Here is a 22,039-nt window from a genome sequence, read left to right on the forward strand (position 1 = left end):
ACCTGTCACCGCTTCAACACCCAGCGGTCCATGTTCCAACCCGACCCCGCCTGATTGGGCGCGGCGATCCCGTTCTGCAGACCACCGCCGAACGCGATCGTGCGCGGGGTGGCGAACAAGGGAATGCTCGGCAGCTCCGCCCACAGCAGGTTCTCGGCATCGGTCAGCAGCCTCAGCTGTGTGGTCGAGTTGTCGTCGGCCGCAAGCTGATCGGTGATCGAATCGTAGCGGCCGTTACCGAATCGCCCGAAATTGAGCCCGCTACCGGTGCGCAACGCACTGGTGGCCGCGACCCCGGTCAGCGATCCGGCCGGACCCGGCGCGGCGGCGGTACTGGCCAGGACAGCGTCGACTTTCCCCTCGGTGAGCTGGGACGGCGAGAAATCGGCCGCCCCCGCGTCGACGACGCTGATGCCCGCCGGTTTACAGGCTTCCGTGATCATCGCCACGGTCTGCGCGCGACGCTCATCGGGGCGCAGATAACCGATGCGGATGGTCGGATTGTTGGTCCGCGACGCGGCGACGGCTTGGGTCGACGCGGGCACGTCACCGCCGCCGAACTTGCCTGCCGCCCCGGTGACCGATGGATAGAACAGCGAATCCTGCTGCACGATATGCCCGTTCAGCGGCCCGGAACCGAGCCCGCTCTTGGGCGCGTCCGGCACCTTGCCGAGCTTGTCGAACAGCGCCTGGCGCGGCACGCACAGCGCGAATGCCCGGCGCATGTCGACCGAGCCGAACACCCCACCGGTCGAGAGCACCAGCTGCTCGGCGCCCCGCCCGGGCACGTTCTGCACCCGGAACCCTTCCAGGTTCAGGTCTTTGATCGATCCGGTACCGATGTCGACGACGCCGAGGGCGCTGTCGCCTTCCTTGGACTTCAGGTCGACGTTCTTGGGCCACACCAGGATTCGACCGGTCGCGGGCTTGTTACCCCACCACCGCTCGTTGGCGACCAACACCAAACCGTCCTTGGCATCGAAGGATTCGATCCGGTACGGCCCGGACGACGGGAACCGCGTGAGGTCGAGATTGCTGCCGAAGGTCCAGCCGGTGTTCCAGAATTCGGCGATCCGCCCGAGCGCGCTCGGATCGGCGGATTGCAAGGCGGACACCACATTCGGCACGTTCGCCACCCGCGCCGCGACGTGCGCGGGCACCAGCTCGCCCGCGGTGAACAGGTTGCGCCAGGCCGAGTAGTGCCGATCCGGGCGGAACACCACCGTGGCGTCGCGCGAGCCGGGCTGGCAGTCCACCCGTTCGATGTCGGCGTAGCCCGCGGTGCTCGCGGCGTCGAACAGCGGAATCGGGCCTCGGTCACCGGGTTTGGTGAATCGCCCGCTGTGCGACGCCCAGGCGAGCACCAGGTCGTCACAGGAGGTGGGTACGCCGTCGGAGTACACACCATCGGGGTTGAGCCGGTACTGGATGGTCTGGACGTCGCCGGGCACCTCCTTTGCGGTGCCGAAGTCGGTGTCGGCGACCTGCTGCCCCTCGGGTCCGGTGTAGAAGAACCCGGTGAGCACCCGGGCGAACACCGCGCTTGCGCCGCTGCTCGCACCGAGGGTGCTGCCGCCGTTGTAGCTGGCGACGGTGGCGTCCACGGCGTAGGCGATGGACGGCACCTGGTTCTTGCTCGAGCACCCGGCCGCCAGTCCGGCGGCCAGGGTGCCCGCGGCCACCACTGCGATCAGACGTACCGCTCGGCTGCGTGGCTTGCGCATGAAACCCCCTGCCTGTGTCAGTGCCGCCGCTTCTGCCGTTTCCCGCTCGGGCGCGCGCCCGGTCGGGGCGCCTGCCCCGGTTCCCGCGGCCTGCGCGGTTCGTCGGCGTAGCCACGGCCGGTCGCGGCGGTGGCCCGGCGCTCCGCCTCGTAGCCCGCCCGCGCGCTCGCGGCCCCGGCCCGGCGGGACATGACCTTGTCGGTGTGCTTGGCGACCGGACCCCAGCGTTCCTTGATCGACACCAGCAGCGGTGTCGCGAAGAAGATCGAGGAGTACGTACCGACCAGCAGACCGACCAGCTGCACCAGCGCGAGGTCCTTGAGCGTGCCGACACCGAGCATCCAGACCGCGATCACCATCAGGGCGACGATGGGCAGGATGCCGATGAGGGCGGTGTTGATGGACCGCATCAGGGTCTGGTTCACCGCGAGGTTGGCCTGCTCACCGTAGGTGCGCCTGCTCAAATGCAGGATGCCCCTGGTGTTCTCCTCGACCTTGTCGAACACGACCACCGAGTCGTAGAGCGAGAAGCCGAGGATGGTCAGGATGCCGATCACGGTCGCCGGGCTCACCTCGAAGCCGACCAGCGAGTAGACACCGGCCGTGACCGCGACGTCGAAGATCAGCGCGGCCAGTGCGGCGATCGCCATGTGCGTCTCGAACCGGATGGCGATGTAGATGACGACCAGCACCAGGAACACCGCCAGCGCGATGAGCGCCTTGCGGGTGATCTGGCTACCCCAGGTCTCGCTGACGTCCGAGGCGCTGATCGCGGCCCGGCTGGGATTGCCGTCCTTGCCCTTGGGCTGGAACTCGGTGAACAACGCGTTGTTCAGCTTGTCCACCTGGTCCTTGTCCAGCGCCTCGGACCGGATCAGGATGGTGGCGTTGCCGCCGCTGCCGACGGTCTGCACCGAGACGGGATCGGTGCCGATCGCGGAGCGGTAGACGTCCTCGACCTGACTGGTGCTCGCCCCCGCGGCGGGGAACTGGATCCGCGAGCCGCCCTCGAAGTCGATCCCGAAGTTGAAGCCGCGGAAGATGATGCTGCCCAACGAGATCAGGATGATCGCGGCGGTGATCAGGTACCACATCCGGCGCTTGCCGATGACGTCGATGGCGCCGGTGCCGGTGTAGAGCCGGTTGAAGAAACCGTGCTTGGGCTGTTCGGACACCGCGGTGAACACGTCCGTGGTCTCGGCCGGGTTCTCGGGGCGCGAGGTGCTCGTGTGATTGGTCATCTCGTTTTCACGCCTTCCCGAGTGCGGCCTGGGCCGCCTTCCGCTCGCGCGCGATCTGCTGGACCGCACCGAGGCCGTTCACCGACGGTTTCGCCCAGAAGCTCGTGCGCGAGGCGAGCAACACCAGCGGCGAGGTCATCAGGAACACCACGACGACGTCGAGGATGGTGGTGAGGCCGAGGGTGAACGCGAAGCCCTTCACCTGCCCGACCGCGAGGATGTAGAGCACCGCGGCGGCGATGAAGCTGACCGCGTTGCCGGACAGAATGGTCCGGCGGGCCCGCTGCCAGCCGCGTGGCGCGGCGGAGCGGAAGCTGCGGCCCTCGCGCATCTCGTCCTTGATGCGTTCGAAGAACACCACGAACGAGTCGGCGGTCATACCGATACCGATGATCAGACCGGCGATACCGGCCAGGTCGAGGGTGAACCCGATCCATCTGCCGAGCAGCACCATGATGCCGTAGACCGCGAGACCCGAAGCCACCAGCGACAATCCGGTGACGAACCCGAGCATGCGGTAGTAGGCGAGGCAGTAGAGCAGCACCACGGCCAAACCGATCGCACCGGCGAGCAGGCCCGCCTTCAGCGAGGAAAGCCCCAGCGTCGCCGACACCGTCTCGGCCTCGGAGGTCTGGAACGACAGCGGCAGCGAACCGTACTTCAGGGTGTTCGCCAGTTCCTTGGCGGACGCGGCGGTGAAGTTACCGGAGATCTGGGTGCGGCCGCCCTGCTGCGGGCCCTGCTGCACGACCGGCGCGCTGACCACCTTGGTGTCGAGCACGAAGGCGACCCGCTTGTTGACGTATTCGCCGGTGAGCTGGGCCCACGCGTCGCTACCCGCTGACTTGAATTCCAGGTACACCTCGTGCCGCGCCTGCTGGGTGTTCATGCCCGAGGTGGCGCTCTTGATCTCCTGGCCGTCGATGCGGCTCTTGTCGAGCAGCAGGATCTCCTGGCCGTCGGTGGAGCAGGCGACCAGTGGCAGGTTCGGATCGTCGTTGCCCTGCAACGGATCCGGCTTGCTGCAATCCAGTGCGGCCATCGCGGCCTGCGCGACGGTCGGGTCGGAGCTCTGCCGGACCGCCTTGGCGTCCTGAATCTCCTTGACCGCCAGTTCCTGCGGCGACAGATTCGGATCGGCGGGCGGTTGCGTCGGTGCCTGAGCCGGGAACACGCGCTGCTGCGGAGCCGGCTCCGGCTGCGGAGCGGGGACCTCGCCGGAGGCCGGTGCGCCGACGGACGGCGCCGAATCGGCAGGCGCGGGCGCCGGTACCTCACCCTGGGCAGGCGGTGGCACCTCGCCGGGAGCCGGTGCCGTGCCCGGTGCGGCCGGCGGCGTCTGGCCACGCTGCGCGGCGGGCACCGCGTTGAGCACCGGACGGATGTACAGCTTGGCGGTGGTCGCCAGTGCGCGCGCCTGCGCCCCGTCGTCACCCGGCACCGTGATCACCAGGTTGTCGCCGTCGATGACGACCTCGGACCCGGCGACACCGAGACCGTTGACCCGGTTCTCGATGATCTCCTGCGCCTTCTTCAGGCTGTCCTGGTTCGGCTTGCCGCCGTCCGGGGTGCGAGCGGTCAGCGTGACCCGGGTACCACCCTGGAGGTCGATGCCGAGCCGTGGTGTCGAGGATTTGTCACCGGTGAAGAACACCAGCGCATAGATCACGGCCAGCAGCGCGGCGTAGACACCGAGCAGCCGGAGCGGATGCGCCGATCCCTGGGAAGGTGGCACAGTACGTCATCTCCTAGGCGGGAAGTCGAGAGTGGAACAGGCAAGCACACCCCAGCGTCGCCGGGTGCGGGCAGTAATGGCGTGCGCGACGGCCCGCCGGTCGGCGGGCCGTCGCAAGCACCGAACCGGCGATCAGTCCTTGGTCAGCCGGGTCTGGGTCTGCTCGGTGGATTCCTCGATCGCGTCGACCGCGGTCGCGCCGGTCGAGTCGGTGTCGATCGCGTCGGTGCCGGCCTCGGTCTCGGTCTCGACGCGCACCTCGCGGATGGCCGCGCGCAGCCACGTCGTCACGACCTCCTCGGCGATCTCGAGATCGACCGTGGTGTCGTCGAGATCGACGACGGTGCCGTACAGCCCCGACGTGGTGATGACCTGGTCGCCGACCTTGAGGCTGTCCTGCATCTCCGTGACCTTGGCGGCTTCCCGCTTCTGGCGGCGGACACCGAGGAACATCGGCACGAGCAGGGCTACCAGCAGCAGCGGAAACAGAAGTTCCATCGTCGAAGTCAGTCCCTAGTCTTGTGGGTGGGATGGGTATGTATCCAGACAGTCTGCCAGTTCATGTCTCCGCCGCCACACCGGCACACCTGCTGGGGAGCGCCGACGCGCGGATCGGCCATATCGCACCCGGAATTCGACGCGCCCACCGGAGTCCGAAGAGCCCGGTCGGTTTGCCCGTAAATTCTCCGCTCGGAAACGCATCCGCAGCGAATTACGTTGGCATACAGTAGAAATCGCAGGGAATTCATCAGCGCAGGACGTCCCGACGGCGTGGCCGGGGAGCCTGATCTACGCACGAACTCATCGATCGTCGAGCCGTGTCTCGGGACGTCCTGCGCGTTCACAAAAGGGGTAGATGATGGCTCAGGAAGCCAGAATCGACGTCAAAACGCTATTACAGAAGGCCGCAGGGGATCTGTCCGCGCCCGAACTGTACGACCTGGCACGGATCGCCGAATCGGGACCATGGTTCGGCACCCCGACCCGCAGATCCGCCGAGTCGCCGCGCCCGCCGGACTACGAGTGGCCGCTCGTGTCCGAGCATCCGTACCTGGGGAAATACGGTAAGGGCACCGCATCGGTCCATCTGGCGAACGGGCACGACCGGCTGGTCAACCCGCTGATCTTCGCCGACGGTTTCAACTACGGCCCCAGCGATCTCGACGCGCTGTGGCAGTGGTTCAACGAGCCCTACTCCGACGCGGGTGAGCGACTGTTCGACCAGCTGCTCGCCTCGGGTATCGATATCGTGCTGCTCGGCTTCGACACCCGCCACGACTACCTCCAGGTCAACGCGGGTGTCGCGCGGGCGTGCATCGGCAAGGTGATCGCCGAGCGGCAGGGCAATACGCCGCTGATCACCGGCGGGGTGAGCATGGGTGGTCTGGTCACCCGCTACGCGCTCGCCGCCATGGAACGCGACGACGAGGATCATCAGACCGAGACCTATCTGTCCTGGGATTCGCCGCACAACGGGGCGTGGATCCCGCTGATCCTGCAGCAGATGGCGTACTTCTTCGAGTTCTTCGAGGCGCTCACGCCGGGGAAGGCGAGCAAGGCGAGCCTGATCCGCAGCCCGGCGGCGCAGCAGTTGCTGTGGGCGTGGGTCGAGGACGCGCGGTATTCGGGTCCGGTCGCCACCGCCTCGCCGCTACGTGCCCAATTCGTCCAGGAGCTCGCCGCGCTCGGCGGATTCCCGCAGCGGCCGGTGCGGCTCGGCGTGGCGAACGGCCGCGGCGACGGGCAGGGTCCCGCGTTGCCGCCCGGCGAGGTGGTGTTCGACAAGAAGTTCCTCGGCGGCATCGTCGGCAGCGCCACCGCGCGCTATCAGCCCGCCTTCGGTGAGCAGCAACCGGTCGGCGGCATGCATCTCGGCCTGACCGCCCGCACCTCGACGACCACCGCGGTCGCGCCGTTCGACGGTGCGCCCGGCGGCATGCTCGACTCGTTCGGCCAGGTCGCCACGGTCCTCGGGGTCGAGCTGGAGGAGATGAAACGCTGGAGTTGCTTCGTCCCGTCGATCAGCGCGGTCGCGCTGGACTTCGACCCGATGACCTGGGACGTCGAGCTCGACCAGGATCTGCGCAAGGTGACGGCCGAGCACACCATGCTGACCGAGTTCTGTTGCAACGCAATAAATACCGAGCACTCGGCGGTAACTCCGACGCTGGCGGAGTGGGTGCTTCGCAAGATCGCGAAGTAGCGCGGTGAGCCCCGCCGGTGTGGGTCCGGCGGGGCTTGCGTTACCTGGTAGCTCGACTCAGGCGGACTTGCCGTACACGTAGTCGTCGAGCGGGAAGCTGACCGCTTCACGGTGCGCGGCGAGGGTGCTGGTCGGGCGCAACAGCGCGGCCTCGCCGTGCGGGTTGAAGTAGTAGCTGCGCGCGGTCGAGCAGTCGCCGCCGTAGAAGACGGAGGTGCCGAGCTTGTCGGTGACCCGGTCCAGGAAGTCCGCGTTGGCCGCCTCGGTCACCTCGAAGGTCTGCTCGCCGCGGCGGAACAGCTCGCCGAAGAGCCGTCCCATGTGCTTCATCTGCGCCTCGATGGTGGTGAAGTAGGACAGGCCGCTGTAGGAGTACGGGCTGTTGAGGCTGAGGAAGTTCGGGAACTTCGGCACGGTGATGCCCTCGTAGGCCTGGAAACGGTTGTCCCGCCAGAACTTTCCGAGGTTGACGCCGTCGCGGCCGATGATCTCGATGGCCGGGAAGTTCACGTCCCACAGGTTGAAACCGGTGGCCAGGATCAGCGTGTCGATCTCGGTCTTGTGGCCGTCGGCGGTGACGATGCCGTCGGGCTCGATGCGCTCGATCGAGTTGGTCTCCAGGCGCACGTGCGGCTGGTTGAACGTGCGGAAGTAGGTGTTGGAGAAGGTCGGGCGCTTGCAGCCGAAGTCGTAATGCGGCGTGAGCTGCTTGCGAGTCTCCCTGTCCCGCACCGAGGCCCGCAGGTGCGCCTTGGCGAGAACGCCTGCGGCCTTGTTCAACGGCTTGGCCTGGGTGTAGTGCAGGACGCCGACGACCATGAGCGCCTCGAGCAGGCTGGTGTTGAACAGCCGCGCGGCCTTCTGGGTGGCGGGCACCCGATCGAACAGCTTCTGCACCGGCGCGGGGATGGCCGCGTCGATCTTCGGCACCACCCAGATCGGGGTGCGCTGGAAGACGGTGAGCGCCTGCGCCTTCTTCGCCACCTCGGGCACCAACTGCACCGCGGTGGCGCCGGTCCCGATGATCGCCGCCTTGCGGCCGGTGAGGTCGAAATCGTCCTCCCACGCGGTGGTGTGGATGATCTTGCCCGCGAACGAGTCGATGCCGGGGAACGGCGGGGTGTAGGGCTGGGACAGGAAGCCCGTCGCGGTGAGCAGGTAACGGCCCGTGAGGGTTTCGCCGCCCGCGATCGAGACCACCCAGTGCTGGTGCTCTTCGTCCCAGCGAGCACCGTCGACCACCGTGCCGAAGCGCATGCGGCGGCGCAGGCCGTACTTGTCGGCGACGTGTTTCGCGTACTTCTTCAGCTCCGCGCCGGGCGCGAACAGCCGCGTCCAGTACGGGTTCGGCTCGAAGGAGTACGAGTAGGTCACCGAGGCGATGTCGACCGCGAGGCCGGGGTAATGGTTGACGTGCCAGGTGCCGCCCAGGTCGTCCTCGCGATCGAGGATGACGTAGTTGCCCAGGCCGAGCCGATCGAGCTCGATGCCCGCCCCCATGCCACCGAATCCCGCTCCGACCACGACCGCGTCGTACTGAGGCGCCACTCCGAACCTCCAAGTATGTGAACCGTTTATCACAGAATGACACATCATTCCGTTTGTGACGACTGTATCATCGGGGTCGTGACGAAGCCATTGACGCGTGCCGAGCGACGTAAAGCCGAGCTCCGGCAGGAAATCATCGACACCGCGTTCGTCTGCTTCGCGGAGAAGGGCTATCACGGCACCGGGATCGCCGACATCGCCGGTCATCTCGGCATCGGGCACGGCACCTTCTACCGGTACTTCAGCAACAAGCGCGACATCATCGACCACGTCATCGATGACCTGTCCGCCAAGATCATCGACACCCTCGGCACCGAGAACGCCCCCGACGCCGCGACCACGCTGGACGAGTACCGCGCGCAAACCGACCGGATCGGCCAGGCGCTCACCCACATCCTGATGGACGACCGCCGGGTCGCGCAGCTGCTGCTCGTGCACGCGCCCGGCATCGACGACGAGCTGACCGCGCGCCTCTACGGCCTGCTCGACATGGCCGACGCGCTCACCGCCGGATACCTGGAGCACGGCGTCGAACACGGTTATCTGCGAGCGGATCTGGACACGGTCAATACCGCGCGGGCGGTCACCGGCATGCTGCTGGCAGGCATCATGCACGGCCTGCGCGACACCGACGAAAGCTCCATCCAAGGCCTCAACGAGGCCATCCGGCGGCTGCTGATCGACGGTGTCCGCAAGGACTGAGCAAATCGATAAGCCCCCTGACGGCGTTCGCGGCGTTAAGGTGTGGGAACTGTTCCGACGCTGTCCGCCAGGGGGCGCTCGTGGTCGCAAGAGACCAGGGAGTACGAAAAATCCACATTCCCACGGACCGGCGTACCGGGCCTGACAGAATGTCGCCCGTGACCCCCGAGGATGTGAGCCGGATCAGTTTCGCGACACCACCATTCGGGCAGCGTGGTTATCACGCGGACGAAGTGGACGCCTTCCTCGACCTCGTCGCCGCGACCATGGCCGGGCGGGGCGCGCTCGCCGCCGACGATCTACGGCACGTCACCTTCGACGCACCGCGGCCCGGCGGGCGCGGATATCGCGCCGACCAAGTCGACGAGTACCTGGATCGGGTGCGCGTCGAGTTGGAGAACCGGCAACGCGGAGTGCGGCCCGCACCCGCCGGGAACGGGCAGTCGATGCTCACCCCGGACGACGTGCAACGGATGCGGTTCACCCCATCGCCGGTCGGCCGTCGCGGATACCACGACGAAGAGGTCGACGCGTTCCTCGATCTGGTCGCGGCGACCCTCGCGCACGGCGGGCCGGGCAGTCTGACGGTCGCGGATGTGCGCTCGGTGCGGTTCACCGAGGCGCGGCTGGGCACCCGCGGATACTCACGCGAAGAGGTGGACGCGTTCCTCGATCTGGTGGTGACGGCGTTGCAGCATGCCGAGCATCAGCATCACCGGTGGACGCTGCACCGGGACGTCGGCGACTAGCCGCCGACCTGCACGAGACGGCTTGTCGCGCAACGCTATTCGAACAGATCCAGGGTGGGCTGCGGGTCGCGGCCGCGGACTTCGATAGAGCCGAAGACCAGATCGGGTGGCGGCACCAGCCCGAGGTGTTCCCAGGCGGCGGCGGTAGCGACGCGGCCGCGCGGGGTGCGGGCGACCATTCCGGCGCGCACCAGGAACGGCTCGCACACCTCCTCGACGGTGGCGGCCTCCTCCCCCACTGCTACCGCGAGGGTGGACACACCCACCGGGCCGCCGCCGAAACTGCGTACCAGCGCGGCGAGTACGGCACGGTCGAGTCGATCCAGACCGAGTACGTCGACGTCGTACACCTCGAGCGCCGCCCGCGCGATGGGCAGGGTGATCATCCCGTCGGCGCGGACCTCCGCGTAGTCGCGAACGCGGCGCAACAGGCGGTTCGCGATGCGTGGCGTGCCACGGGACCGGCCCGCGATCTCCGCGGCGGCCTCGCGATCGATCTGCACGCCGAGGATCTGCGCCGAACGCAGCAGGATGAGCAGCAGCTCGTCTGGGTCGTAGAAATCCATGTGCCCGGTGAAACCGAAGCGGTCACGCAATGGACCGGTCAGCGCGCCGGACCGGGTGGTGGCCCCGACCAGGGTGAACGGGGCGATGTCGAGCGGGATCGAGGTCGCGCCAGGGCCTTTGCCGACGACCACGTCGACACGGAAGTCCTCCATCGCCAGGTAGAGCATCTCCTCGGCGGGACGGGCGATCCGGTGGATCTCATCGATGAACAGCACGTCGCCGTCGACCAGGTTGCTGAGCATGGCCGCGAGATCACCGGCCCGTTCCAGCGCGGGGCCGGAGGTGATGCGCAGCGCGGTGCCGAGCTCGCCGGCGATGATCATCGCCATGCTGGTCTTGCCGAGGCCGGGCGGGCCGGACAGCAGCACGTGATCCGGGGTGCCGCCGCGCTGTTTGGCGCCGCGCAGCACCAGCGCGAGCTGTTCGCGGACGCGCGGCTGGCCGATGAAGTCGTCGAGCGACTTCGGGCGCAGGCTGGCCTCGATCTCGCCGTCGGACTTCAAATAGCTCGGCGTGACCTGTGATTCGTCTGGTTCTTCGAAATCCATGCGGTATTACCGATTCTTGCCGAGCAGGTTGAGGGCGGCTCGCAATCCTACCGAGGTGTCGGCGGCGGGCTGTTCGGCGAGCACCGCGTCGATGGCCTGCTCGGCCTGCTTGGCCGGGAAACCGAGGCCGGTGAGCGCCTCCACCACCTGCTCGCGCACCGGCGTGATGACCGGGGCCGGCGTGCCGGGCGGACCGGACTGCACCGGAACGAGATTCACCTTGTCGCGCAGCTCGACCACCATGCGCTCGGCGCCGCGCTTGCCGATGCCGGGCACCCGGGTGAGTGCGGCGACATTGCTTTCCGCGAGCGCCTTGCGCAGCGCCTCGGGCTCGAGCACCGCGAGGACCGCCATCGCGAGGCGGGGGCCGACGCCGGACACCGTTTGCAGCAGACCGAACAGGTCGCGCGCCTCGGTGTCGGCGAAACCGTACAGCGTCATCGAGTCCTCGCGGACGATCATCGCGGTGTACAGCCGGGTTTCCTCGCCGCGGGTCAGCGTGGACAGCGTCGCGGGGGTCACGTTGAGCCGGTAACCGATGCCCGCCGCCTCGATCACCGTGTGGTCGAGGGCGATCTCCAGCACCTCACCGCGTACCGACGCGATCACCTCTGTACCGCCTTCCGTTGTTCGGCAAGCCGTTCGGCGTACTTGCGCTGCGCCTCGGCCGCTTGGGCTTCGGCCTTGGCCATCCGCTCGATCAGCGGCGCCCGCCAACAATGGCAGATGGCCAGCGCGAGCGCATCCGCCGCGTCGGCGGGTTTCGGCGCGACCTGCAACCCGAGGATCCGGGTGACCATGGCGGTGACCTGGGCCTTGTCCGCGGTGCCGTTGCCGGTGACCGAGGCCTTCACCTCGCTGGGCGTGTGGAACGCGACCGGGATGCCGCGGCGCGCGGCCGCGAGCGCGATGACGCCACCGGCCTGCGCGGTGCCCATCGCGGTACGCACATTGTGCTGGGCGAAGACGCGTTCGATGGCGACGGCCGCCGGTTTGTGGGTGTCCATCCAAAGTTCGGCGGCGTCGGAGACCTGGAGTAGTCGCTGGGCGAGGTCCATGTCGGGCGGGGTGCGAACCACGTCGACGGCGATCGCGGTCACCTTACGACCGATGCCGCCCTCGACCATGCTGAGGCCGCACCGGGTGAGCCCGGGGTCGACGCCCATCACCCGCACGAAAACCCCTCTCGCAGACACGAACAACTGTTCGAGAGTCTAGCGGAGGCAGGGTCTTTCGCGGTCCAGCGACACGGGGTGCGGCGGTGGTCGCGGTGCCGGGCGGGCACACCGCGCGCAGAACAGGTGCGCCTGCCGCGTCAGGCTCGGCGATGTAGTCGGATTCTCAAGGCGCTCCCGTGAAACCGAGCAGTTCTGGCTTGGTAGCGCGCGCCGCCCACTCGCGCGCCGGGTCGTTGACGAGTCGGCGCACTCGAAGGTCCAGCAGGCCACTGACATTGGTGACCGTGGCGGCCACCTCGCCGTCTGCCCGGGTCAGGATCTGTTCGACGCGATAGGTCTTGCCGGTCCCCCACAGCCACGCGCAGGACACATCGACCGTGTCGCCGCCACGCAGCTCGCGGTGGAACTTGATCGTGGTCTCGAGATTCACCGGCCCGAATCCATCCGCGATCAACTCGTCGACCGAGATCCCCGCCGCCTGGACACAGGCGAAACGCGAGTGGTCGGCGAACTGGTGATAGGCCGCGCCGGTGACATGGAGCTGCGGATCGAGATCGGAAACCCTGACTTCGATGCGAGTACTGAACGACACGACGCCGACTATGCCAGTGCCCACCGACAGCTTTCCGCTACACGGATACCAGGTGCGGGATTCCGCGGCGGTCCGGCCATTTCATGCGACAGGACATGGTGGCGCCGCTACTCGCACTGTGCCGCGACCACGTCCCGTTGATCGTCGTCCGGCGTCAGGCCGGGGCGAGAGTCCGGGCGAAGGTGCGCCGGTAGACCTGGGGAGATACACCGATCGCCTCGTGCAAATGCTGGCGCAGCGAGGTGCCGGTGGCGAAGCCGACTGCACCGGCGATCCGGTCGACCGTCATGTCGGTCGATTCGAGCAGGTGGCGGGCGCGGAACAGGCGCTGCTGGATCAACCAGCGGCCGGGACTCATGCCGACCTCTTCGCTGAAACGGCGAGCGAAGGTGCGCTTGCTCATCTGGGCGCGCAGGGCGAATTCGTCCACGGTGAGCGGCAAGTGGAGGTTTTCCAACGCCCACTGCCGAGCGGCGGCAGTGCCCGCGGAGGTGGCCGGCGGGACGGGCTGCTCGATGTACTGCGCTTGCCCACCGTCGCGCCACGGCGGCACGACGCAGCGCCGAGCCACCGAGTTGGCGACCGCACTGCCGTGATCGCGGCGCACGAGATGCAGGCACACGTCGATGCCCGCCGCCGCGCCTGCGGACGTGAGCACGTCGTCGTCGTCGACGTACAGCACGTCGGGATCGAGCCGGACTCGAGGAAAGGCGCGCCGGAAGAGATCGGCCTGGCACCAATGCGTGGTCGCCGGTCGGCCGTCGAGCAGACCGGCCGCCGCCGCGACGAACGACCCTGTGCAGATCGCCACGAGCCGGGCACCTGGCCGGATTCGGGCGAGCGCGTCCCGGACCGGCTGCGGCAGCGTGCCGTCGAGGGTCATCCGGATGTCGCAGGCGGGCAGGACCACGGTGTCTGCGGTGTCGAGAATGCTGCTGTCGTGCGCGACGGCGATCGAGTAGTCCGCGCTGGTGCGCACCGGTGCACCGTCGACGGTGCAGGTGCGGATCTCGTATCGGCCGCCGGCACTGCCGAATACCCGGTTCGGGATGCCGAGTTCGAACGGATAGACCCCGTCCAACGCCAGCACCGCCACGCGATGGACGGAAGATGTCATGGCACGATCATATCGAAGAATGGCAATCGTGCCATTACCTGACTCGTTCCAGCGCACCAGACTCGACTGCATGACCGAAACCATGCGCGCGATCAGCCAGCACACCCTGGGCGGCCCCGAGGTCCTCACCGAAGTACAACTCCCCCGACCGGTTCCCGGCCCCGGCGAAATCCTGGTCCGGGTGCGCGCGGCCGGGCTCAACCCCACCGACTGGAAGCACCGCGCCATCGCGAACCTCTTCCTGCCCGAGCCGCCGTTCGTCCTCGGCTGGGACGTATCCGGCGAGGTCGCCGAGACCGGCATCGGCGTGACGCTGTTCGAGCCGGGTGACGAGGTCTTCGGCATGCTGCCCTACCCGAACGGCCACGGCGCGCTGGCGGAGTATGTCGTCGGCCCGGCCCGCGCCTTCGCCCGCAAGCCCGCGAACCTCGATCACGTGCAGGCCGCCGCAGTCCCGTTGGCCGCGCTCACCGCCTGGCAGGCGCTGGTGGACAACGCCGCACTCGACGCCGGACAGCGCGTGCTGATCCACGCGGCCGCAGGTGGCGTCGGACATTTCGCCGTGCAGATCGCCAAGGCCCGCGGCGCGTACGTCATCGGCACCGCCAGCGCCCCCAATCACGAGTTCCTGCGCAGCCTGGGCGCGGACGAAGTGCTCGACTACCGGACGACAGATATCGCCGAGGCGGTCCGCGACGTTGACGTCGTGCTGGATTCGATCGACGACGACAACAGCCTGCGCTCCCTGCGCACGCTGCGCGCGGGCGGGCTGCTGGTCACCTTGCGCGCCGCCGGTGCGGTCGATCTCGTGGCGGCGGCACGCGAGGTGGGCGTGCGCGCGATCCGCATGCTGGTGGAGCACGATCACGCGGGCATGCGCGCGCTGGCCGGCCTCGTCGAATCCGGTGCGTTGCGGCCGACGATCGCGGGCACCTTCCCGTTGGCGGAGGCCGCGAAGGCGCATGCCTTGGGCGACACCGGTCGTACCGTCGGCAAACTAGTTGTCACGCTGCCCTGAGACCGAAGATTTTTCCGCGCGGCGCTTCGGTGAATCTACGAAATCGGGACCGTCACGCTTCTACCATCCGATGATGAGCACTGTTGTGAAGGCTGTCCTCGAGGGCGGGCCGAAAGACATGCCCGCGCGAATCGTTCCGATCACCCCGCCGGGGATCGAATTGAAAGTCCCGTTCAAGGGTGGCTACGAACACTTCAAGGTGACCCGCAAGGAGCAGGACACCCCGGAGGGCCGGTTGCCCGTCTACGAGTGGTCCAGCCGGACCGAACTCGCGGAGTGACGCGCGAATAATCGTCCAGCGCGGCCGGTCGATCATCGACCGGCCGCCTTCCGATGCGGTAGCCGGGAACAGCCGACTATGGACAAAAGCGTAACCACATGGTTACGCTTTCCGGGTGGACGAAGTGGCGAGTGCGATCGCCGATCCGGTGCGCCGGGAGATCCTGACGATGTTGCGCGGGACCCGGCTTACCGCGGGTGAGATCGCGGCAGAGTTCGACATCAGCAGGCCTGCGGTGAGCAGACACCTGCGAGTGCTGCGCGAAAGCGGCCTGGTGCACGACGAACTCATCGGCAGGCAGCGCTACTACGTGCTCGACCCGGCGCCACTCACCGAGATCGCCGACTGGATCGCGCGCTTCGACACCGCGGCCGCCTGGGAACAGCGGCTCGACGCATTGGAAACCGAGGTCTACCGGACGCGCCGCGAACACCGCCGCGCACCGGGCGACCAGCACCCGAAGGAGAACACGGGATGACAACCCGACCCACCGGCCGCCTCGACCGCACCGACGGCAAGCGCGACCTGATCCTCACCAGAACCTATCGAGCGCCGATCGAGGACGTGTGGGCCAGCGTCACCGAATCCGACCGCACCGCACGCTGGTTCGGACCGTGGAAGGGCGAAGCCGGGCCCGGTCGAAAAATTCAGGTGCAGATGGCGTTGGAAGAAGGCCAGCCCTGGTGTGACGCCACGATCGAGGTGTGCGAACCGCCGCGGCGGCTGGGCATCATCACCAAGGACGACTACGGCACTTGGCATCTGGAGGCGGAGCTGACCGAGACCGACGGCGTCACGGAACTGGTCTTCACCCACCATCTGGATCCCGAGGCGAAAATCAGCGAGGTCGGCCCCGGCTGGGAGTACTACCTGGACGCACTCGGGGCGGCCCGCACGGATGCGGACCGCCCCGATTTCGAGGACTACTACCCCTCGATGAAGCAGTACTACGAAGCGCTGGAGGACTAGTCCGGTGCCGCCGGACGGTGCCCGTCCGTAGACCCGCGCATGGCCGGAGCGCATGCGCGGGTACGCACTAGTCGTCCAGCTGCGCGAGGATCTCGTCGGAGATGTCGACGTTGGTGAAGACGTTCTGCACGTCGTCGCTGTCCTCGAGCGCGTCCACCAACTTGATCACCTTGCGGGCGCCGTCGGCGTCGACCTCGACCGAGACCGACGGCTGGAAGCCGGATTCGGCGGAGTCGTAGTCGATTCCGGCGGCCTGCAGGGCCTTGCGCACCGGGATCAGGTCGCTGGGGTCGCTGATGATCTCGAAGGAATCACCGAGGTCGTTGACCTCCTCGGCACCCGCGTCGAGCACGGCCATCAGGACGTCGTCCTCGGACAGCCCGTTCTTCTCCAGCGTCACGACGCCCTTGCGGTGGAACAGGTAGGACACCGAGCCCGGGTCGGCCATGTTGCCGCCGTTGCGGGTCATCGCGACCCGCACCTCGCCCGCGGCGCGGTTGCGGTTGTCGGTGAGGCACTCGATCAACACCGCGACACCATTGGGGCCGTAGCCCTCGTACATGATGGTCTGCCAGTCGGCGCCGCCGGCTTCTTCACCGCCGCCGCGCTTGCGGGCACGTTCGATGTTGTCGTTGGGCACCGACGACTTCTTCGCCTTCTGAATGGCGTCGTAGAGCGTCGGGTTGCCTGCGGGGTCACTGCCACCCGTGCGGGCCGCCACCTCGATGTTCTTGATCAACTTGGCGAAGAGCTTGCCGCGCTTCGCGTCGATCCCCGCCTTCTTGTGCTTGGTGGTGGCCCATTTGGAGTGGCCGCTCATTCCCTACTTCCTTCAGGTCGATGGCACGTTTGGTGAGTTGTACCGTACCGGCACGGCCGGAGGGACAACTTCTCCAGCCTACTCGGCCGGTCATCGCGGCCTGAACGGCGCGTGAACTACGCGTCCCGAACCAGGTCCACGAACATCCGGTGCACCCGCAGATCGCCGGTGACCTCCGGGTGGAACGACGTCGCCACCACGTTCCCTTGCCGCACTGCCACAATGCGGCCGGCGAACGGTCCGTCCGGCACCGTCGCGAGCACCTCGACGCCCGCGCCGGCCCGCTCCACCCACGGCGCCCGGATGAACACCGCGCGCATCGGGCCGTCGTCGAGTCCGGCGAAGTCCAGGTCCACCTCGAACGAGTCGACCTGGCGGCCGAAGGCGTTGCGGCGCACCGTCATATCGATGCCGGACAGGTGATTGGCGTCGGGCCTGGTGTCGAGCACCTCGTCGGCGAGCAGGATCATCCCCGCGCAGGAACCGAAGGCGGGCATGCCATCTCGCAGTCGCGCGCGCAGCGGCTCGAGCAGCTCGAAGACCTCCAGCAGCTTGCTGATCGCGGTCGATTCGCCGCCGGGCAGCACCAGCGCGTCCACCGCGGCCAGTTCGGAGGCGCGCCGCACCAGCACCGGTTCGGCGCCGCAGTGCGCGAGGGCCGCGATGTGCTCGCGCACGTCACCCTGCAGCGCGAGCACGCCGATGGTGGGGCGAGCCTGCGCGAGGTCGGTGGCGGCCGGTGCGGCAACCGGGGAAGCGTTCACGTCGGAAAGTTTACGAGCCGTCGCGGTGTGGGCCTGCTCACGGTCGCCGTCAGGGTTCCGTCAACGCGACGGCCCGCAAGCCGGGATCGGGTCGACACTCGCATGGTGATAGCTGTGTTGCCGCGCAAGGTGCCCGCGCCGCGTGGAGAAGGGGAGGCGGCCCCGGCCCGCCGTGGTCTCACCGTGCCGACCGGGCTGGCCGGACTTTCGCTCGACGCGATGGCCTCGGTGTCCTACGGTCCCGAGGCCATCGTGCTGGTGCTGGCCGCCGCAGGTGGCGCCGGGCTCGGTCTGACACTGCCGGTGACAGTGGCGATCGCCGCGTTGCTCGCCGTGCTGGTCGCATCGTATCGGCAGGTGATCGCCGCGTTCCCGGACGGTGGTGGGGCGTATGCGGTGGCGAAGGCGCATCTCGGACATCGCACGAGTTTGACCGCCGCGGCCTCGCTGATCATCGACTATGTGCTGAACGTCGCGGTGTCGATCGCCGCCGGTGTCGCCGCGTTGACCTCCGCGTTTCCCGCGTTGCTCCCGTACACGGTGTGGTTGTGTGTCGCCGTTCTCGTCGGCATCACGGCATTGAATCTGCTGGGCATCACCGAGAGCGCACGGGCGTTCATGGTGCCGACCATTGTTTTCGTGGTCGGCATCGGCACGGTGATCGTCGCGGGGCTGGTGCGGTCCGAGCCGGCCAGCGTCAGCACCGGCGCCGCCACCGTGCTGGACGCGCATACCGTCGGAGTGCTGTTGCTGCTCAAGGCCTTCTCCAGCGGGTGCGCCGCGCTGACCGGCGTGGAGGCGATCGCGAACGCGGTGCCGAGCTTCCAGGCGCCGAAAGTGCTTCGCGCACAACGCGCGGAGGTGGCGCTCGGGGCGCTGCTCGGTGTCATGCTGATCGGGCTGGCGCTGCTGATCGAGAAGTTCGAGGTGCATCCGATCGACGGCACCACGGTGCTCTCGCAGCTGACCGAGGCGGCGCTCGGGCACGGAATCGGTTACTACGTGGTGCAATTCGCGACCGTGGTGTTGCTGGCGCTGGCCGCCAACACCTCCTACGGCGGGCTGCCCACGCTCACCAAGATCCTCGCCGACGACAACTGCCTGCCACACCGGTTCGCCGTGCGCTCGCCGCGCGAGGTGTACCGCTACGGCGTGCTGACGCTGGCCATCGCGGCGGGTGTGCTGCTGATCGGGGCCGACGGCAATATGAACGCGCTGGTCCCGCTGTTCGCCATCGGGGTGTTCGTCGGGTTCACCATCGCGCAGGTCGGCATGGTGCGGCATTGGCTGCTGGCCAGGACGGCGGGCTGGCGGTGGCGGCTGGCGCTCAACGGGTTCGGCGCGCTGCTGACCTTCATCGCCGCGATCGTCACCACCGCAATGAAATTCACCGCGGGCGCCTGGTTGATCGTGCTGGTCCTGCCCGCACTGGTGCTCGGCATGGAACGAATCCGCGGGGCCTACAGCAAGATCGGCGCCTACCGCCGCTCCGACGAGGTGCCGCCGCCACCGCGCCCGCGCGACGCCGTCATCGTGGTGCCGGTGTCCGAGGTCTCCGAGCTGAGCTGCGAGGCGCTATCCGCGGCGCTGTCGATCGGCAAAGACGTTGTCGCGGTGCATGTTTGCCTGCCCGGCGAGTCGGTGAAGGCGTTCACCAAGGCGTGGGAGGCGTGGCATCCGGAGGTGCGGCTGGTGCTGCTCGAAGACAGTGACGCGACGGTCGGCGGGCCGGTCGCGCGTTACGTGCGGGAGAACTTCGAGGGTCGCCGCAAGGTGGTCGTCATCGCCGAGGTCGATCCGCCGGTCGGCTGGAACCGCGTGCTGCCCAGCCACCGCAGCGACGAGCTCGAGCGCGTGCTGCGCCGCATGTCCGACACAGTGGTCTGCCACCTGCGGGTACAGGTGGGCTAAGCCTGAGCGAATTCAGGCGGTCGCGGTGGTGTGCGTCGGCCACACGCACACCATCGCGGTCGACATCGCGCGCTCAGTCGCGCAGGTTGCGGATCAGTCCTTCCTGGACCACCGCGGCCACCATCTGACCTTCGCGGTTGAAGATCTTTCCGCCGGTGAGCGCGCGGCCGAAGCCCGCGGACGGCGAGGCTTGATCGTAGAGCAGCCAGTCGTCGGCGCGGAACGGGCGCAAGAACCACATGGCGTGGTCGAGCGAGGCGTTCTGGGTCTGCTCGTCGGGGTGGGTCACCTTCGACGAGCCGAGCAGCGTCATGTCGCTCATGTAGGCCAGGGTGCAGACGTGGAACAGCGGGTCGTCGGGCAGCGGATGCCGGTAGCGGAACCACACCTGCTGCTGCGAGACGACGCCGTCGCGGCGGGCGATCTGGTCCTGCGGCACCGTCCGGATGTCCCAGTGCTCCCACTCGCGCATCGCCCACAGGCGTTCCGGGCTCATCGTGGTGCTCGCGTCCGGGAGGTCGTCCGGGGCCTGCACCTCGGGCATCACATCCTGATGCTCCGGACCCTCGTCGCCGATGTGGAACGAGGCCGACATGGTGAAGATCGCCTGGCCGTCCTGCACGCCGGTGACCCGGCGGGTGCAGAACGAGCGGCCGTCCCTGATCCGCTCGACGAGATACACCGTCGGCTGGTCCGGGTTGCCCGGTCGCAGAAAGTAGCCGTGCAGCGAATGCACCTGATACCGCGGTTCCACCGTGCGCACCGCTGATACCAGCGCCTGGCCGGCAACCTGTCCGCCGAACGTGCGCGGCAGCTGAGTCTTCGTGGACGCCCCACGGAAGATGTCACGCTCGAGGCGCTCTATCTCCAGCGCCTCTTCGATTGTCGCCATGGGCTGAGATTAACTCGCCGCGCTGACCGGCTCGTCCTCGGCCGTCCGGGTTTCCACTCCCGCCGGCCGGACAACCCGCTGCTTCCCGCTCGGAACGAAGCACCGCGAACGGCCGTGTTCGCGCATGCCGCCGACGAGGGTCGTGCTCACCGTTTGCTCTGATAGACCGGTGCCACAGTTCGTCCCGATCACCCAGGACGCCCTCATCGAGCGTCTCGTCGACCGCGTCCGCACCCTGTCCGGCTACCGGGTGCTCGCGATCGACGGCGCCGACGCCGCCCGCCCCACCGACCTCGCCGACCGGACCGCCGCCGCACTGCGCGACACCGGCAGACCCGCGGAAGTGGTGTCGCTGCACGACTACGTCCGCCCCGCGTCCCTCCGCATGGAATACGGCGTGGACGAGATCTCCTATCGCACAGCCTGGTTCGACTACGAAGCACTCCGCCGCGAAGTCATCGACGCTCTGCACACCGACGGCCGCTGGCTGCCCGCCCTCTGGAACGAGACCACCGACCGCTCGGCCCGCGCCCCCATCCGCCCGGCGCTCCCCGACACCGTCCTCGTCGTCGCAGGCCCCATGCTGCTCAACCACTCCCTCCCCTTCGACATAACCGTCCACCTGGCCATGTCGGAACCGGCCCTACGACGCAGCACCCCACCCGAGGACCACTGGACCATCCCCGCCCTCCTCGAAACCCGCACCGCCGCAACCTTCTTCATCCGCTGGGACCACCCCGCCCGCCCAGCGCTCCGCCTCCCCTGACCCTTTCGGCTCCTTGCTTTCCGTTCGGCGGTCCCACCTATCACCAACTGCGTATTGATAGTTAGATGCGCATATCCATGTATCAAGATGGCAGACCTACCCCACCAAACGCGAATGGCACACAGTCGCAGCGCTTCTCAGCGTTTGCCGCAACCATGTGCCACTCGACGGGCGCCAGTCGCCCCTGCGGTCGATCAGGCGCAGGCCGGGGACTGGAGGTTCAGGGCGGTCAGGGCATTGCAGGCCCAACCCTTCTGCACCTTCCACTTGCCGTTGTCGAGGACGAAGGGCACGTCGATGGGGTTCTCGGCGCCGTTGATGGTCAGTTTGCCCTGGGCGCTGACGGAATCGCCGAAGGCGGTCACTCCGGTGATCTCCGACTTGGCGTTCGCCTGCTTGTAGGCCTCGGCGAGGCGGTTGGGCAGGTCGGGATCGGCTTCGATGCCCTGCACGAGGTCCAGCTTCTCCGCGCTGGGAACCGCCGGATCGAGCGCCTTCTGCAGCAGTTCGTTCAGCTCCGCAACAGTGGGCGGCGCAGGCTGGTTCGCGTTGGCGGCGGCGCTGGTCGTGGTGCGGGACGGCTGCGGCGGATCCTTCTTGTCATCGCTGCCGCAGGCCGTCAGGCCCAGTGCGGCCACGACGGCCAAACCGGCAATCGCCATGCGTCCGGTCTTACGAAGGTTCATCTGCTCGTCCTTATGTTGGGCTGGTACAT

General features: G+C 67.9%; 23 protein-coding genes. 9 read left to right on the top strand and 14 right to left on the bottom strand.

Translation table 11 applies throughout. The features are described 5' to 3' along the window. Nucleotides 1-5: 5 nt before the first annotated feature. The 4 genes from DMB37_RS07765 to yajC all read right to left on the bottom strand — a co-directional run bounded on the left by DMB37_RS07765 (nt 6) and on the right by yajC (nt 5,198). Entirely contained in the window at nt 6-1,724 is a 1,719-nt protein-coding gene (locus DMB37_RS07765; protein ID WP_135232120.1) for an ABC transporter substrate-binding protein, read from the bottom strand. Between the two features lie 17 nt (nt 1,725-1,741). Next, nucleotides 1,742-2,965, bottom strand: a complete 1,224-nt coding sequence (gene secF, locus DMB37_RS07770) for a protein translocase subunit SecF (RefSeq protein WP_135232121.1) — start codon at nt 2,963-2,965, stop codon at nt 1,742-1,744. A gap of 7 nt (nt 2,966-2,972) precedes the next feature. After that, on the bottom strand, nt 2,973-4,700 hold the full coding sequence (gene secD, locus DMB37_RS07775) for a protein translocase subunit SecD (RefSeq protein WP_135232122.1): 1,728 nt from the start codon (nt 4,698-4,700) through the stop codon (nt 2,973-2,975). A 132-nt stretch (nt 4,701-4,832) separates the two neighbouring features. After that, nucleotides 4,833-5,198 (bottom strand): preprotein translocase subunit YajC, encoded by a 366-nt coding sequence (yajC, locus tag DMB37_RS07780; protein WP_135232123.1) that lies wholly within the window; start codon nt 5,196-5,198, stop codon nt 4,833-4,835. 358 nt (nt 5,199-5,556) lie between these two features. On the opposite strand from yajC, the gene DMB37_RS07785 reads away from it, so the two are divergent. Continuing rightward, the gene (locus DMB37_RS07785; protein WP_135232124.1) at nt 5,557-6,903 is read left to right on the top strand and encodes a hypothetical protein; all 1,347 of its coding nucleotides are present in this window, start codon (nt 5,557-5,559) and stop codon (nt 6,901-6,903) included. Between the two features lie 57 nt (nt 6,904-6,960). Here DMB37_RS07785 and DMB37_RS07790 read toward each other — a convergent pair whose 3' ends face one another. Then, the gene (locus DMB37_RS07790; RefSeq protein WP_135232125.1) at nt 6,961-8,451 is read right to left on the bottom strand and encodes an NAD(P)/FAD-dependent oxidoreductase; all 1,491 of its coding nucleotides are present in this window, start codon (nt 8,449-8,451) and stop codon (nt 6,961-6,963) included. A 36-nt stretch (nt 8,452-8,487) separates the two neighbouring features. Between DMB37_RS07790 and DMB37_RS07795 the strand changes: the two genes are divergently transcribed. Together DMB37_RS07795 and DMB37_RS41805 are read left to right on the top strand one after the other, a co-directional pair. Next, on the top strand, nt 8,488-9,153 hold the full coding sequence (locus DMB37_RS07795) for a TetR/AcrR family transcriptional regulator (RefSeq protein WP_135232126.1): 666 nt from the start codon (nt 8,488-8,490) through the stop codon (nt 9,151-9,153). Nucleotides 9,154-9,302: 149 nt separating this feature from the next. Beyond that, complete coding sequence (locus DMB37_RS41805; protein ID WP_135232127.1) at nt 9,303-9,902, top strand: DivIVA domain-containing protein; 600 nt, start codon at nt 9,303-9,305, stop codon at nt 9,900-9,902. Between the two features lie 35 nt (nt 9,903-9,937). On the opposite strand, the gene ruvB is transcribed toward DMB37_RS41805, so the two are convergent. The 5 genes from ruvB to DMB37_RS07825 form a co-directional block, all read right to left on the bottom strand. Further along, nucleotides 9,938-11,017: a Holliday junction branch migration DNA helicase RuvB gene (ruvB, locus tag DMB37_RS07805; protein ID WP_135232128.1), complete on the bottom strand. Its 1,080-nt coding sequence runs from the start codon at nt 11,015-11,017 to the stop codon at nt 9,938-9,940. 6 nt (nt 11,018-11,023) lie between these two features. Next, a complete protein-coding gene (ruvA, locus tag DMB37_RS07810) occupies nt 11,024-11,626 on the bottom strand; it encodes a Holliday junction branch migration protein RuvA (protein WP_040736603.1) in 603 nt (200 codons plus the stop codon). Next, nucleotides 11,623-12,192, bottom strand: coding sequence for a crossover junction endodeoxyribonuclease RuvC (gene ruvC, locus DMB37_RS07815; protein ID WP_135237413.1), 570 nt, complete (start codon nt 12,190-12,192; stop codon nt 11,623-11,625). Before ruvC ends, ruvA begins: the two co-directional genes overlap by 4 nt. Nucleotides 12,193-12,358: 166 nt before the next feature. Beyond that, the gene (locus tag DMB37_RS07820) at nt 12,359-12,787 is read right to left on the bottom strand and encodes a thioesterase family protein (protein WP_135232129.1); all 429 of its coding nucleotides are present in this window, start codon (nt 12,785-12,787) and stop codon (nt 12,359-12,361) included. 154 nt (nt 12,788-12,941) lie between these two features. Next, nucleotides 12,942-13,904: a GlxA family transcriptional regulator gene (locus tag DMB37_RS07825; protein ID WP_135232130.1), complete on the bottom strand. Its 963-nt coding sequence runs from the start codon at nt 13,902-13,904 to the stop codon at nt 12,942-12,944. A gap of 70 nt (nt 13,905-13,974) precedes the next feature. On the opposite strand from DMB37_RS07825, the gene DMB37_RS07830 reads away from it, so the two are divergent. From DMB37_RS07830 to DMB37_RS07845, 4 genes are all read left to right on the top strand, one after another. Continuing rightward, nucleotides 13,975-14,922, top strand: a complete 948-nt coding sequence (locus DMB37_RS07830; protein ID WP_135232131.1) for an NADP-dependent oxidoreductase — start codon at nt 13,975-13,977, stop codon at nt 14,920-14,922. Between the two features lie 73 nt (nt 14,923-14,995). Beyond that, the gene (locus tag DMB37_RS07835; RefSeq protein ID WP_040736649.1) at nt 14,996-15,202 is read left to right on the top strand and encodes a DUF5988 family protein; all 207 of its coding nucleotides are present in this window, start codon (nt 14,996-14,998) and stop codon (nt 15,200-15,202) included. Nucleotides 15,203-15,317: 115 nt separating this feature from the next. Beyond that, nucleotides 15,318-15,680, top strand: a complete 363-nt coding sequence (locus tag DMB37_RS07840) for a metalloregulator ArsR/SmtB family transcription factor (protein WP_135232132.1) — start codon at nt 15,318-15,320, stop codon at nt 15,678-15,680. Further along, a complete protein-coding gene (locus DMB37_RS07845; protein ID WP_135232133.1) occupies nt 15,677-16,171 on the top strand; it encodes an SRPBCC family protein in 495 nt (164 codons plus the stop codon). Before DMB37_RS07840 ends, DMB37_RS07845 begins: the two co-directional genes overlap by 4 nt. A gap of 67 nt (nt 16,172-16,238) precedes the next feature. Here the strand turns inward: DMB37_RS07845 and DMB37_RS07850 are convergent, their stop codons facing one another. Both DMB37_RS07850 and pdxT read right to left on the bottom strand, forming a co-directional pair. After that, nucleotides 16,239-16,991 (bottom strand): YebC/PmpR family DNA-binding transcriptional regulator, encoded by a 753-nt coding sequence (locus DMB37_RS07850; protein WP_135232134.1) that lies wholly within the window; start codon nt 16,989-16,991, stop codon nt 16,239-16,241. Between the two features lie 116 nt (nt 16,992-17,107). Continuing rightward, nucleotides 17,108-17,755 (bottom strand): pyridoxal 5'-phosphate synthase glutaminase subunit PdxT, encoded by a 648-nt coding sequence (pdxT, locus tag DMB37_RS07855; RefSeq protein ID WP_135232135.1) that lies wholly within the window; start codon nt 17,753-17,755, stop codon nt 17,108-17,110. A 102-nt stretch (nt 17,756-17,857) separates the two neighbouring features. Here pdxT and DMB37_RS07860 point away from each other — a divergent pair, with 102 nt between their 5' ends. Continuing rightward, nucleotides 17,858-19,666, top strand: coding sequence for an APC family permease (locus tag DMB37_RS07860; protein ID WP_135232136.1), 1,809 nt, complete (start codon nt 17,858-17,860; stop codon nt 19,664-19,666). 73 nt (nt 19,667-19,739) lie between these two features. Here the strand turns inward: DMB37_RS07860 and DMB37_RS07865 are convergent, their stop codons facing one another. Beyond that, on the bottom strand, nt 19,740-20,558 hold the full coding sequence (locus DMB37_RS07865; protein WP_135232137.1) for an acyl-CoA thioesterase II: 819 nt from the start codon (nt 20,556-20,558) through the stop codon (nt 19,740-19,742). A gap of 169 nt (nt 20,559-20,727) precedes the next feature. Between DMB37_RS07865 and DMB37_RS07870 the strand changes: the two genes are divergently transcribed. Next, nucleotides 20,728-21,324 carry a hypothetical protein gene (locus DMB37_RS07870; RefSeq protein ID WP_167768774.1) on the top strand — a complete coding sequence of 199 codons (597 nt, stop codon included), beginning with the start codon at nt 20,728-20,730 and terminating at the stop codon, nt 21,322-21,324. 194 nt (nt 21,325-21,518) lie between these two features. Here the strand turns inward: DMB37_RS07870 and DMB37_RS07875 are convergent, their stop codons facing one another. Next, nucleotides 21,519-22,010 (bottom strand): hypothetical protein, encoded by a 492-nt coding sequence (locus tag DMB37_RS07875; RefSeq protein WP_167768775.1) that lies wholly within the window; start codon nt 22,008-22,010, stop codon nt 21,519-21,521. Nucleotides 22,011-22,039 lie beyond the last annotated feature (29 nt).

The sequence above is a fragment of the Nocardia sp. CS682 genome (genome assembly GCF_004634405.1).
GTDB classification, from domain to species: domain Bacteria; phylum Actinomycetota; class Actinomycetes; order Mycobacteriales; family Mycobacteriaceae; genus Nocardia; species Nocardia ninae.

Excerpts from the sequence above, each read along its gene's own strand:
- DMB37_RS07765 (WP_135232120.1), bottom strand. The coding sequence starts at position 1,724 with ATGCGCAAGCCACGCAGCCGAGCGGTACGTCTGATCGCAGTGGTGGCC.
- secF (WP_135232121.1), bottom strand. The coding sequence starts at position 2,965 with ATGACCAATCACACGAGCACCTCGCGCCCCGAGAACCCGGCCGAGACC.
- yajC (WP_135232123.1), bottom strand. The coding sequence starts at position 5,198 with ATGGAACTTCTGTTTCCGCTGCTGCTGGTAGCCCTGCTCGTGCCGATG.
- DMB37_RS07785 (WP_135232124.1), top strand. The coding sequence starts at position 5,557 with ATGATGGCTCAGGAAGCCAGAATCGACGTCAAAACGCTATTACAGAAG.
- DMB37_RS07795 (WP_135232126.1), top strand. The coding sequence starts at position 8,488 with ATGACACATCATTCCGTTTGTGACGACTGTATCATCGGGGTCGTGACG.
- DMB37_RS41805 (WP_135232127.1), top strand. The coding sequence starts at position 9,303 with ATGTCGCCCGTGACCCCCGAGGATGTGAGCCGGATCAGTTTCGCGACA.
- ruvB (WP_135232128.1), bottom strand. The coding sequence starts at position 11,017 with ATGGATTTCGAAGAACCAGACGAATCACAGGTCACGCCGAGCTATTTG.
- DMB37_RS07825 (WP_135232130.1), bottom strand. The coding sequence starts at position 13,904 with ATGACATCTTCCGTCCATCGCGTGGCGGTGCTGGCGTTGGACGGGGTC.
- DMB37_RS07830 (WP_135232131.1), top strand. The coding sequence starts at position 13,975 with ATGACCGAAACCATGCGCGCGATCAGCCAGCACACCCTGGGCGGCCCC.
- DMB37_RS07835 (WP_040736649.1), top strand. The coding sequence starts at position 14,996 with ATGAGCACTGTTGTGAAGGCTGTCCTCGAGGGCGGGCCGAAAGACATG.
- DMB37_RS07845 (WP_135232133.1), top strand. The coding sequence starts at position 15,677 with ATGACAACCCGACCCACCGGCCGCCTCGACCGCACCGACGGCAAGCGC.
- DMB37_RS07850 (WP_135232134.1), bottom strand. The coding sequence starts at position 16,991 with ATGAGCGGCCACTCCAAATGGGCCACCACCAAGCACAAGAAGGCGGGG.
- DMB37_RS07860 (WP_135232136.1), top strand. The coding sequence starts at position 17,858 with ATGGTGATAGCTGTGTTGCCGCGCAAGGTGCCCGCGCCGCGTGGAGAA.
- DMB37_RS07865 (WP_135232137.1), bottom strand. The coding sequence starts at position 20,558 with ATGGCGACAATCGAAGAGGCGCTGGAGATAGAGCGCCTCGAGCGTGAC.
- DMB37_RS07875 (WP_167768775.1), bottom strand. The coding sequence starts at position 22,010 with ATGAACCTTCGTAAGACCGGACGCATGGCGATTGCCGGTTTGGCCGTC.